The following is a 12,196-nucleotide window of genomic DNA, read 5'->3' as shown; positions in this document are numbered from 1 at the left end:
GGATACGGTGCGATATGAGACTCACATCAAAAGGAAGATACGCGGTAACAGCCATGCTGGATGTAGCTTTGCATTCAAATCAAGGGCCTGTACCGTTAGCAGATATTTCAGAACGCCAAGGGATTTCATTATCTTACTTGGAACAACTTTTTTCTCGATTACGTAAAGCTGGCTTAGTGGCGAGTGTACGTGGTCCCGGCGGTGGTTATCGCTTAGGGTTGGACGCAGATGATATCGCGGTCGGCTCTGTTATAGCCGCAGTTGATGAATCAGTTGACGCAACAAAGTGTCAAGGCAAAGGGGATTGCCAAGGTGGCGTTCGTTGTTTAACGCATACGCTATGGCATGATCTCAGTTCTCGTATTAGCGAGTTCTTAGATGGTATTACGCTTGGTGAATTAATGCGTAATAGCGAAGTACTTGATATTTCAGAGCGTCAAAATATTGAACTTGTAGTGAACAATAGCTTTGGTAACAAGAGTTACGCTTCAAACTAATCATGACAAAGCAGGCACTACTGGTATACATGCTCGCCCTTTTAGTGAGCAACAAGCTTTTACATTGGAGTAAAGAATGAAACTGCCTATTTATTTTGACTATTCAGCGACATGCCCGGTCGACCCACGTGTCGCTGAAAAAATGGTTCAATTTATGACGATGGATGGCACCTTTGGTAATCCAGCATCGCGTTCACACCGTTTCGGTTGGCAGGCAGAAGAAGCCGTTGATCATGCTCGTGAGCAAATTGCTGACATTCTAAACGCTGATCCTCGCGAAATCGTATTTACTTCTGGAGCGACAGAGTCAGATAACCTTGCGATTAAAGGTGTTGCTCACTTTTATGCGAAACAAGGTAAGCACATCATTACGTGTAAAACAGAGCATAAAGCGGTACTGGATCCTTGTCGTCAACTAGAACGTGAAGGTTATGAAGTAACGTATCTTGAGCCTGAAAGTAATGGTTTGATTGATCTCGAAAAATTCAAAGCCGCATTGCGTGACGATACCGTTTTAGTTTCGATCATGCATGTAAATAACGAAATTGGTGTAATTCAAGATATCGCTGCGATTGGTGAACTTTGTCGCGCCAATAAAACGGTTTTCCATGTTGATGCTGCGCAATCAGCAGGTAAGTTACCGATTGATACTCAAGCCTTAAAAGTTGACTTGATTTCACTTTCTGCTCATAAGATTTATGGTCCTAAAGGTATTGGTGCGCTTTACGTTCGTCGTAAGCCACGTATTCGCCTTGAAGCGCAAATGCACGGCGGTGGTCATGAGCGTGGTTTCCGCTCAGGTACGCTTCCAACTCACCAAATCGTGGGTATGGGCGAAGCATGTGCTGTTGCAAAACAAGATATGCAAAAAGATTATGATCACGCCCTAATGTTACGTAACCGTCTATTAGATGGCATCAAAGACATGGAAGCGGTCACAATCAACGGTGATTTGGAGCAACGTCTACCAAATAACCTCAACGTAAGTTTTGCGTTTGTTGAAGGTGAATCATTATTAATGGCACTGAAAGATCTTGCTGTTTCTTCAGGTTCTGCATGTACATCTGCAAGCCTTGAACCTTCATACGTTTTACGCGCATTAGGTCTTGATGATGAATTAGCGCATAGCTCAGTTCGTTTCTCATTTGGCCGTTTTACAACAGCAGAAGAAATTGATTACGCAGTTGAACAGATCCGCGTAGCAGTAGATAAACTCCGTGACATGTCACCACTATGGGACATGTACAAAGAAGGGATTGATTTGAACACTGTTGAGTGGGCTCATCACTAATCTCAAGGAAGTCGAGAATTCGAGGTATAGATTATGGCGTATAGCGAAAAAGTAATTGAACATTATGAGAACCCACGTAACGTTGGTTCTTTCGATAAAGAAGATCCTTCTATCGGTAGTGGTATGGTGGGTGCTCCAGCTTGTGGTGACGTAATGAAACTGCAAATCAAAGTATCACCTGAAGGCATTATTGAAGATGCGAAATTCAAAACGTATGGTTGTGGTTCTGCTATTGCCTCAAGTTCACTTGTAACTGAGTGGGTAAAAGGTAAAAGCTTAGACGAAGCGGCTTCAATTAAGAACTCTGAAATCGCTGAAGAACTTGCACTACCACCAGTAAAAGTACACTGCTCAATTCTTGCAGAAGATGCAATTAAAGCTGCCGTGTCTGATTACAAAAAGAAACATCAGCAGTAATAACAAAATAAGGGGAGGGTAATGCCTTCCCTTATGCTGTTTAGGTATAATATTTTCATTTAAACATCGATTTTTCCGATAACTACAAGGTTGAAGTATGGCCATCACCATGACAGATGCGGCAGCGGATCGCGTTAGAAGTTTCTTAGACAACCGCGGCAAGGGCTTAGGTCTTCGTTTAGGCGTAAGAACCACCGGCTGTTCAGGTATGGCGTATGTACTCGAGTTTGTTGATCAGCTTAATGAAGAAGATCAAATCTTTGAACATGAAGGTGTGAAAGTGATTATTGACCCTAAAAGTTTAGTGTACCTTGATGGTACCGAACTTGATTTTGCCAAAGAAGGCTTAAACGAAGGCTTCAGGTTTAATAATCCAAATGTAAAAGGTGAATGTGGTTGCGGCGAAAGCTTCAACGTTTAAATTTTACTTTTGGGTATTGATGGCACTCTAATATACCTAATGAAATCTGGGTATTGGGTGCCATTGCCATTTAATAAACTCGGTTATTTTCCATAATCGATGAATATATCGGACACTAATCGCTATGAACCACTTTGAATTATTTGGCTTATCCAATCAGTTTGAACTGGATAGCAATACGCTGTCTGAAAAGTTCCGTGATCTTCAACGTCGCTTTCACCCAGATAAATTTGCGTCGTCATCTGAAAGAGATCGTTTACTGGCAGTTCAAAAAGCCGCTGAAATCAACGATGCTTATCAAACTTTAAAATCTCCAATCTCTCGCGCAGAATACATCTTATTGATACAAGGTGTGGATATTCGAGCAGAACAACAAACCATGAGCGATCCTGAGTTCTTAATGGAACAGATGGAATTACGTGAAACGATCGAAGACATTCCTCATTCCTCTGATCCAGACTCTGCTTTATTTGATTTTGATAATAAAGTACAAGGAATGTATCAGGAGCATCTCAAGCGTCTTCAATCTGAATTAGTAGCCAAACAATGGGATGTCGCAGCAGATAGCGTACGCAAACTTAAATTTGTGAATAAATTACGTTATGAAATAGAGCAGCTAGAAGACAAATTGTTAGGATAAGGCGACGATTAAAGCCGATTCATAAAGCTCATAAATAAAGGACAGTGCAACAATGTTACTTCAAATTGCAGAACCAGGCCAAAGCGCCGCTCCTCATCAACATAAATTTGCAGTCGGTATTGATTTGGGCACCACCAATTCGCTTGTTGCCGCTGTGAGAAGTGGTTCTTGTACCCCTTTAGTTGATGAAAATGAAAAAGCGATATTACCTTCCGTTGTGCATTATTCTTCCGAAACTATTTTAGTCGGTCATGAAGCAAAATTACGTGCGCAACAAGATCCTAAAAATACCATTAGTTCAGTAAAACGATTGATTGGTCGTTCTTTACTGGACGTACAATCTCGTTACTCAGATTTACCCTATCAGTTTAAAGCCAGTGATAACGGTTTGCCTTTAATTGAAGTTCCAACCGGTCAGGTAAATCCTATTCAAGTGTCGAGTGAAATTCTGAAAAGTTTGGCTGAACGCGCTGAGAAAACGTTAGATCATGAACTTGAAGGGGTAGTAATTACTGTCCCTGCTTACTTTGATGACGCGCAGCGTGCCGGCACTAAAGACGCCGCAGAACTGGCTGGTTTGAAAGTACTACGTTTACTTAATGAGCCAACTGCTGCTGCGATTGCTTACGGGCTCGATTCTGGCCAAGAAGGCGTGATTGCTGTTTATGACTTAGGCGGTGGCACATTTGATATCTCTTTATTGCGCTTATCAAAAGGTGTTTTTGAAGTATTAGCAACTGGTGGTGACTCTGCCCTTGGTGGGGATGATTTTGATGATTTATTGTTGGATTATTTTAAACAACAAGTTGGCATTGCTGAAAAGTTAGGTGCAGAACAGCACCGAGTACTTTTGGATGCTGCCACACAAGCAAAAATTCAATTATCTGATGCCGACTCTGTGAATGTGGAAGTCTTAGATAAAACCATCGTTTTTACGCGTGCGCAGTTTGATCAATTGATTCAGCCATTGGTTAAAAAAACTTTACTATCATGTCGCCGAGCTTTGAAAGATGCGGGAGTGAATAGCGATGAAGTTGCTGAAGTAGTGATGGTCGGCGGTTCTACTCGTACACCTTTTGTTCGTACAATGGTTGGTGAGTTCTTTGGTCGCACTCCACTGACAAGTATTAACCCTGATGAAGTGGTAGCGATTGGTGCCGGTATTCAAGCTGACATCTTAATCGGCAACAAACCAGATTCAGACATGTTGTTATTAGATGTAATCCCCTTGTCATTAGGCATTGAAACCATGGGCGGATTGGTGGAAAAAATCATTCCACGTAACACCACTATTCCCGTTGCTAAAGCGCAAGAATTTACCACATTTAAAGATGGTCAAACGGCCATGCTTGTACATGTGGCACAAGGTGAGCGTGAAATGATCGACGACTGCCGTTCATTGGCTCGTTTTACCTTAAACGGTATCCCACCAATGAAAGCTGGTGCTGCGCATATTCGTGTTACCTACCAAGTCGATGCAGATGGTTTATTATCTGTCACTGCGATGGAAAAAAGTACAGGTGTACAATCGGATATTCAAGTTAAACCTTCTTACGGTTTGAGTGATACTGAAATTGCCGACATGCTTCGTGCCTCAATGACACACGCAAAAGAAGACATGCAAGCTCGCGCCTTAGCAGAGCAAAAAGTCGAAGCTGACCGTGTGATCGAAGGGTTGCTAGTTGCTTTACAAGAAAATGGTGAAGAGCTTCTAAGCGTTACTGAATATCAATCTATCGAAGCATCGTTGAAAACATTAATTCAACTGCGTAATGGTGATGATGCTGATGCGATAGAGCAAGGTATTAAAGAGACGGATAAGCTTAGCCAAGAATTTGCTTCTCGTCGTATGGATGTTTCCATTCGTGCAGCATTGTCCGGTCAATCGGTCGATGATATTTAATTTCAACTCATGATGATTATTTTTGTGGACGGTCAATACGTATTACCAGTCACAAGTTCTAGCAGGATAAATTATGCCTAAGATTATAGTGTTACCTCATGTCGATTTATGCCCAGAAGGTGCAGTACTTGAAGCTCAAACGGGTGAGACGGTATTGGATGTCGCTCTTAAAAATGGTATTGGCATTGAGCATGCGTGTGAAAAATCATGCTCTTGTACGACTTGTCATTTAGTGATTCGTGAAGGTTTTGATTCGCTTGAAGAAAGTGATGAACTGGAAGATGACATGTTGGATAAAGCTTGGGGCTTAGAGCCTGAATCTCGCTTGGGCTGCCAAGCAAGAGTAGCCGATCAAGACCTAGTGGTTGAGATCCCTCGTTATACGATTAACTTGGCATCAGAAAAACACTAATATCAGAATTAAAGGAGTTAAGCTTATGAGCTTGAAATGGACGGATTCACAAGACATTGCTATTGAGCTGGCTGAGAAGTTTCCAGATCTAGATCCACAAACAGTTCGTTTTACTGATATGCACAAATGGATAACCGAGCTTGAAGATTTTGATGATGAGCCAAATCGCTCGAATGAAAAAATTCTGGAAGCCATCTTGTTGTGTTGGCTAGATGAAGTGTGATAACAGTTGATATGATTAAACTAAAAGCCTCTATTGAGGCTTTTATGCTATATGGGTGTTTACATGCGGGGTATATACCCAGGTTTGTAGGGATTTTTTGGTATAAAGCCCACAAGAATTAGGGCGATTGAGTGATACTTGTGATCATATACATTATGATATAGCTTAGTTTTCAAGTTTTAAATTTGCGCTGCAGCGAGTTTCATCAAGCGTTGAAGCGTGAGTATCTATCAGTTTTAAGGCTCTCTGAATTTAGCCTTATTAATTTTCATGTCATGACACGCCAGTAATGTTTGAAAGAGATTTTGATACTCTTTTCGATCTAGGCAAGGAGTAATAATGTCAACACAGATGTCCGTCGCTATCTCTCGTCAATCAGCAGATGCACAATGGGGCGAAAACGCCATTCTTTCATTTGGCGCAGAAGGTGCGATTGTCCATGCTTCTTCAGTAGCGGCAATTGATAACGTTCAACGTGCAGGCCGTAAGTTAGATTCTCAAGGCATTAAAAAAGTAGCCTTGATTGGTGAGCAATGGGATATCGAATCAATTTGGGCTTTTATCCAAGGCTTCCGTTCATCAAAAAAAGGTAACCTAGTTACTTGGCCTGAACTTGAAAAAGAGCAACAAACAGAATTAGAAGCTCGTGTAAAAGTTACCGATTGGGTACGCGATATTATTAACAAAAGTGCAGAAGAAGTTGCACCACGTCAATTGGCTTCAATGGCTGGCGAGTTTATTAAATCATTAGCGCCAGAAGGTACGGTAAGCTACCGTATCGTAAAAGATAAAGATTTACTGACTGAAGGTTGGGAAGGTATTTATGCAGTAGGAAGAGGCTCTGAGCGCACTTCTGCAATGCTGCAATTAGACTTTAACCCAACAGGTGATGAGAATGCCCCGGTATTTGCTTGTTTAGTGGGGAAAGGTATCACTTTCGATTCAGGTGGTTACAGTATTAAAGCATCGGGCTTTATGGATTCAATGAAAGCGGATATGGGTGGATCAGGTACTATCACTGGTGGATTAGCGCTAGCGATTGCTCGCGGTTTGAATAAGCGGGTGAAATTGATCCTTTGCTGCGCCGAAAATATGATTTCAGGACGAGCACTAAAACTTGGCGATATCATTACTTATAAGAATGGTAAAACGGTTGAAGTGATGAATACTGATGCGGAAGGACGCTTAGTACTGGCTGATGGCTTATTGTTTGCCAGTGAGCAAAAACCGCAATTAATCATTGATTGTGCTACGTTAACCGGAGCTGCGAAAAACGCGCTAGGTAATGATTATCATGCATTGCTCAGTTTTGATAATAAGCTTGCTCAAAAAGCCTTGAAAAATGCGGAATCAGAATCGGAAGGATTGTGGCAATTACCATTAGCGGATTTTCATCGCTCTATGTTGCCATCGAACTTTGCGGATATGTCTAACATCTCAAGTGCAGGTTATGCACCTGGGGCCAGCACCGCCGCTGCATTTTTATCTTACTTTGTCGAAGATTACAAAAAAGGCTGGCTACACTTTGATTGCGCAGGCACATACCGTAAAACCTCAAGTGATAAATGGTCTGCTGGTGCGACGGGCATGGGCGTAAGAACCTTAGCTCGTATTTTAGTGGAACAAGCTAAATAGAATCTTCGCTCAGAATAATGAGTCGTGTAATTCAGTAGCAAAGCACAAACACAACATTAGTAAAGAGAGGCTATCCTCTCTTTTAAATAAAAATAAAACTAAGGATAACTTATGGCTTTAGAAAGAACGTTCTCAATCATTAAGCCCGACGCGGTAGAGAGAAATCTAATCGGTGCAATCTATCAACGTATGGAAAAAGCTGGATTGACTATCATTGCGGCAAAAATGCTTCGTTTGACAGAAGAGCAAGCAAGTGGTTTTTATGCTGAGCATGAAGGAAAGCCATTTTTTGAACCTCTTAAAGAGTTCATGACGTCTGGACCTATCATGGTTCAAGTGCTTGAAGGTGAAAATGCGATTGCTCGTTATCGCGAACTGATGGGAAAAACTAACCCAGAAGAAGCAGCTTGTGGCACATTACGCGCCGATTATGCGGTAAGTATGCGCTTAAACTCTGTACATGGTTCAGACAGCCCTGAATCAGCAGCACGAGAAATTGAGTTCTTCTTCCCTGCATCGGAAATTTGCCCACGTTCATAAAGTTACGGTGAATTGGCAGAAAACCACTATAATTAAGAGGCTATTTGGCCTCTTTTTTTATGGCTAGTATTTGACTTTTTATTACTAGTTTTTATGACAACTAAGCCGACAAACCTTGTTGTGAATGTATAAAGGCTGTACAATTCGCGCCCTTAATTATTGTTCCATTAGTGAGAAAACCATGACCATGACAAAAGTAAATTTGCTGGACTTTGATCGCAAAGGTCTACGCCAGTATTTTTCTGAAGAGCTGAACGAGAAAGCTTTCCGTGCCGATCAGATCATGAAATGGATCTACCATTTTGGTTGTGATGATTTCTCGAAAATGAACAATATTAATAAAACGTTACGAGCTAAATTAGAAGCACGTTGTGAAATTCGTGCACCTTATGTTTCGGAAGCCTTGCATTCAAATGATGGCACGATTAAATGGGCTATGCGTGTTGGCGATCAAGACGTGGAAACCGTTTATATTCCAGAAGATGATCGTGCAACGTTATGTGTATCCTCACAAGTCGGCTGCGCATTAGAGTGTAAGTTCTGTTCAACAGGCCAACAAGGTTTCAACCGTAACCTGAAAGTTTCTGAAATTATTGGACAGGTTTGGCGTGCTGCGCGCGAAATTGGTTTGCAAAAAGAAACGGGTCGTCGCCCAATTACCAATATCGTTATGATGGGTATGGGGGAGCCGTTGCTGAACATGAAAAATTTGCTCCCAGCATTGGAGATCATGTTAGATGACTTAGGCTTTGGTCTATCAAAACGTCGTGTAACCGTTTCAACATCTGGTGTTGTCTCTGGGCTGGATCAAATGACAGGCAACATAGATGTTGCGTTAGCCATTTCATTGCATGCGCCAACTGATGAATTGCGTAGTCAAATTATGCCAATTAATGATCGTTGGAATATCGAAGCATTTTTAGAGTCGGTTCAACGTTACATTGCTTCTTCTAACGCTAACCGCGGTAGAGTAACGATTGAGTATGTGTTACTCGATCATGTTAATGATGATATGCAACATGCAAGACAGCTCGCAGAGTTGTTAAAAGATACCCCCTCAAAAATTAATTTAATTCCATTTAACCCTTATCCTGGGTCACCATATAAAAAGCCGAGCAATTCTCGTATCGATCGTTTTCAGAAAACATTGATGGAATACGATTATACCGTCACGGTTAGAAAAACGCGTGGTGATGATATTGATGCGGCATGTGGACAGTTAGTTGGTGATGTTATCGATCGAACAAAACGCACCAAACAAAAACAACAAGGGGAACCAATCCCAGTGAAAGCTATCTAACCAATTAGGTAACTTCGGGCCCCTTGAAAGATAGGTAGATGCCCATGTTATTAGTTAATAGGATAGTTTTGACTTTAGTAGTTAGTTTATCAGTCGGTTGTGTTACAGTGACGGATAAGCCAAATACTGCTAAGTTTGATAGTATAAAAGCCTCAGAAGCTAGAATCTCATTAGGTTTGGGATATTTAGAAGATGGGAATATGGTTAAAGCTCGTGAAAATCTTGAAATGGCAGTGCAGTATGCGCCATCTTATTATCGAGCATTGAACTCCATTGCTTATTACTATCAAAAAGTAGGGGAAAACGAATTAGCTGAACAAGCCTATGAAGACGCATTGGATAGTTCTCCTAAAAATGGGGATGTATTGAATAACTACGGTGCGTTTTTATGTCGACAAGGCGAATATGAAAAAGCAGATAAATATTTTAACCGTGCGATAGAGCAGCCGTATTACTACCTAGTGGCAGCCAGCTATGAAAATGCAGGTTTATGTGCATTAAAAAGTGGCGATGCAGAGAAGGCCGAAGGGTATTTTTCAAGGGCTCTAGATCATGATCCCGGCAGATCTCAGTCATTATTGCAATTGGCAGAGTTGGAAATCGAAAAGGACGAGTTTTCCGATGCAAGGGTTCGTTTATTTAAGTTTAATAAGAGATATGGGTACCGTCCTGTTAGTCTAGGTTTATTAATAAAATTAGAACACAAAGCTAATAATCCTGAACTAGTGTCTAAGTATGGCAACATATTGAAGACAAAATACCCAGACTCTGTTCAATATCAGAAGTACAGGCAGAATGAGTACTGAAAACAATACGGAAATAGAATTAGAAACCCCAACAGAGAAAAATGGATTACTTCCGGGCGAAATGCTCCGTAAGCGAAGAGAAGAATTAGGCCTTAGCCAGCAAGATATCTCTGAGCGATTACGTTTGAAAGTTTCAGTGATTGAAAGTATCGAAAGTAACCATTTTGACTCACATCAAGTAGCCACTTTTATTCGTGGCTATTTTCGATCTTATGCTAAAGCGGTTGGGATCAGTGAAAAAGAAATTTTATCTGCACTAGAACAATCTGGGCGAGGGCAGCACAAAGAGCAGCCAATGCACAGTTTTTCTCAAAAAAATAAGCTGCAAAAACACGATAATCACATTATGCGAATAACGTGGGGAATGCTTATTGTGATTTTGGGGATATCTTCTATCTGGTGGTGGCAAAATCATCAACAAGATACACTTGCCCCTTCTGCGTATTCACAATCGTCTGCAGACAGCAGTAGCGATGATCAAAATGATGACTTTAGTCGTATTGGAAGCGATGATTCTTCTTCAACTGAATCAGAATCTACAGAGCAAGCATCGGATGCATTGAGTGGTGATGTGACTGGGTCTATGGATGATTTTTCAGCGCAGTCATCAGCATTACCAACCATGCCTCAATCGGGCGAAGAACTGCATACTGATGCTTCCGATGAGACAGCATCGGTGAACACGAATAGTACTGAGAAAGCAGAAATTAAAGAGCTGGCTTCTTCTGAAACCGCCAATAAAACGTTAGCAATGGCGTTTAAAGATGATTGTTGGATTCAAGTAAAAGACAGCAGCGGTGCCATCTTGTCGACAGGGCTTAAAAAAGCAGGCCAGTCTTTAACTCTTGACGGTAAAACGCCTTATTCTATTATTTTGGGTGCCCCTGAAGGGGTTTCTATTACTTTAGCCAATGAACCTGTTGATCTTTCTAGATATACTGCAGGTAAAGTGGCTCGATTGACATTACCGTAGATATATTATGCACCACGAATCTCCTATTAAACGTCGCTCGTCGACACGAATTAATGTTGGTAACGTGCCTATTGGTGACGGTGCCCCTATTGCCGTTCAATCTATGACCAACACTCGCACCACTGATGTGGAAGCGACAGTGGCACAGATCCGAGCATTAGAAAAAGTTGGCGCAGATATTGTTCGAGTTTCAGTACCGACAATGGATGCAGCAGAAGCTTTTAAAGTGATCAAACAACAAGTGAATGTTCCACTGGTTGCCGATATTCATTTCGATTACCGCATTGCTTTAAAAGTGGCGGAGTATGGCGTTGATTGCCTACGCATTAATCCAGGAAATATTGGTAATGAAGAACGCATTCGTTCTGTGGTTGATTGCGCGCGCGATAAGAACATTCCAATTCGAATCGGTGTGAATGGCGGATCGTTAGAAAAAGAAATTCAGTTGAAATATGGCGAGCCAACGGCAGAAGCGTTAGTTGAATCTGCAATGCGCCATGTTGACATTCTTGATCGCTTAAACTTCGATCAATTCAAAGTAAGTGTTAAAGCTTCCGATGTATTCCTAGCGGTGGAATCTTATCGTCTTTTAGCTAAACAAATTGCTCAACCTTTACACTTAGGTATCACTGAAGCCGGTGGGGCTCGTGCGGGTTCAGTAAAATCGGCAGTGGGCTTAGGCATGCTATTAGCTGAAGGCATTGGAGATACTTTACGGATCTCTTTGGCGGCGGATCCTGTTGAAGAGATCAAGGTTGGGTTCGATATTCTAAAATCTCTCCGTATTCGTTCTCGTGGAATTAATTTTATTGCTTGTCCGACGTGCTCTCGTCAAGAGTTCGACGTTATCAATACAGTTAACACGCTTGAACAGCGACTAGAAGACATTATTACCCCAATGGACGTATCCATTATTGGTTGTGTGGTTAATGGCCCTGGTGAAGCAGAAGTCTCTCATATGGGTATCGCTGGTGGTAACAAGAAAAGTGCATTCTATGAAGATGGCAAACGCCAAAAAGAGCGCTTTGATAACGATAATGTTATTGATCAATTAGAAGCGAAGATCCGCGCGAAAGCGGCAATGCTAGATACCAATAACCGTATTGATATTAGCCACATTGACAAATAACGACACCCA

14 protein-coding genes are annotated in these 12,196 nt (G+C 41.6%); all 14 read left to right on the top strand.

The window, feature by feature from the left end; genetic code table 11:
• Positions 1–14 precede the first annotated feature (14 nt).
• The 14 genes from iscR to ispG all read left to right on the top strand — a co-directional run bounded on the left by iscR (position 15) and on the right by ispG (position 12,187).
• Complete coding sequence (gene iscR / locus A1QC_RS02660; protein WP_069575532.1) at positions 15–497, top strand: Fe-S cluster assembly transcriptional regulator IscR; 483 nt, start codon at positions 15–17, stop codon at positions 495–497.
• A 76-nt stretch (positions 498–573) separates the two neighbouring features.
• The gene (locus A1QC_RS02655; protein ID WP_017024464.1) at positions 574–1,788 is read left to right on the top strand and encodes an IscS subfamily cysteine desulfurase; all 1,215 of its coding nucleotides are present in this window, start codon (positions 574–576) and stop codon (positions 1,786–1,788) included.
• 33 nt (positions 1,789–1,821) lie between these two features.
• Positions 1,822–2,205: a Fe-S cluster assembly scaffold IscU gene (iscU, locus tag A1QC_RS02650; protein WP_017024463.1), complete on the top strand. Its 384-nt coding sequence runs from the start codon at positions 1,822–1,824 to the stop codon at positions 2,203–2,205.
• A gap of 97 nt (positions 2,206–2,302) precedes the next feature.
• Entirely contained in the window at positions 2,303–2,626 is a 324-nt protein-coding gene (gene iscA, locus A1QC_RS02645; protein WP_017024462.1) for an iron-sulfur cluster assembly protein IscA, read from the top strand.
• 124 nt (positions 2,627–2,750) lie between these two features.
• Complete coding sequence (hscB, locus tag A1QC_RS02640) at positions 2,751–3,266, top strand: co-chaperone HscB (RefSeq protein WP_017024461.1); 516 nt, start codon at positions 2,751–2,753, stop codon at positions 3,264–3,266.
• A 52-nt stretch (positions 3,267–3,318) separates the two neighbouring features.
• On the top strand, positions 3,319–5,169 hold the full coding sequence (hscA, locus tag A1QC_RS02635) for a Fe-S protein assembly chaperone HscA (RefSeq protein WP_017024460.1): 1,851 nt from the start codon (positions 3,319–3,321) through the stop codon (positions 5,167–5,169).
• Positions 5,170–5,242: 73 nt separating this feature from the next.
• Positions 5,243–5,581, top strand: coding sequence for an ISC system 2Fe-2S type ferredoxin (gene fdx, locus A1QC_RS02630; protein WP_017024459.1), 339 nt, complete (start codon positions 5,243–5,245; stop codon positions 5,579–5,581).
• A gap of 31 nt (positions 5,582–5,612) precedes the next feature.
• The gene (gene iscX, locus A1QC_RS02625) at positions 5,613–5,804 is read left to right on the top strand and encodes a Fe-S cluster assembly protein IscX (RefSeq protein WP_026025733.1); all 192 of its coding nucleotides are present in this window, start codon (positions 5,613–5,615) and stop codon (positions 5,802–5,804) included.
• A gap of 339 nt (positions 5,805–6,143) precedes the next feature.
• Positions 6,144–7,439 (top strand): aminopeptidase PepB, encoded by a 1,296-nt coding sequence (gene pepB / locus A1QC_RS02620; protein ID WP_017024457.1) that lies wholly within the window; start codon positions 6,144–6,146, stop codon positions 7,437–7,439.
• A 111-nt stretch (positions 7,440–7,550) separates the two neighbouring features.
• A complete protein-coding gene (gene ndk, locus A1QC_RS02615; protein WP_017024456.1) occupies positions 7,551–7,979 on the top strand; it encodes a nucleoside-diphosphate kinase in 429 nt (142 codons plus the stop codon).
• Between the two features lie 181 nt (positions 7,980–8,160).
• Positions 8,161–9,279 (top strand): bifunctional tRNA (adenosine(37)-C2)-methyltransferase TrmG/ribosomal RNA large subunit methyltransferase RlmN, encoded by a 1,119-nt coding sequence (locus A1QC_RS02610; protein ID WP_017024455.1) that lies wholly within the window; start codon positions 8,161–8,163, stop codon positions 9,277–9,279.
• A gap of 38 nt (positions 9,280–9,317) precedes the next feature.
• Positions 9,318–10,085, top strand: coding sequence for a type IV pilus biogenesis/stability protein PilW (gene pilW / locus A1QC_RS02605; RefSeq protein ID WP_017024454.1), 768 nt, complete (start codon positions 9,318–9,320; stop codon positions 10,083–10,085).
• Positions 10,075–11,058 (top strand): cytoskeleton protein RodZ, encoded by a 984-nt coding sequence (gene rodZ, locus A1QC_RS02600; RefSeq protein ID WP_017024453.1) that lies wholly within the window; start codon positions 10,075–10,077, stop codon positions 11,056–11,058. Before pilW ends, rodZ begins: the two co-directional genes overlap by 11 nt.
• Positions 11,059–11,065: 7 nt before the next feature.
• A complete protein-coding gene (gene ispG / locus A1QC_RS02595; protein WP_017024452.1) occupies positions 11,066–12,187 on the top strand; it encodes a flavodoxin-dependent (E)-4-hydroxy-3-methylbut-2-enyl-diphosphate synthase in 1,122 nt (373 codons plus the stop codon).
• Positions 12,188–12,196: the final 9 nt, after the last annotated feature.

The organism is Vibrio rumoiensis 1S-45 (assembly GCF_000286955.2).
In the GTDB taxonomy this organism is placed as follows: domain Bacteria; phylum Pseudomonadota; class Gammaproteobacteria; order Enterobacterales; family Vibrionaceae; genus Vibrio; species Vibrio rumoiensis_A.
The sequence above is the reverse complement of the archived record's forward strand: the minus strand, read 5'-3'. Positions and strand labels throughout refer to the sequence as shown.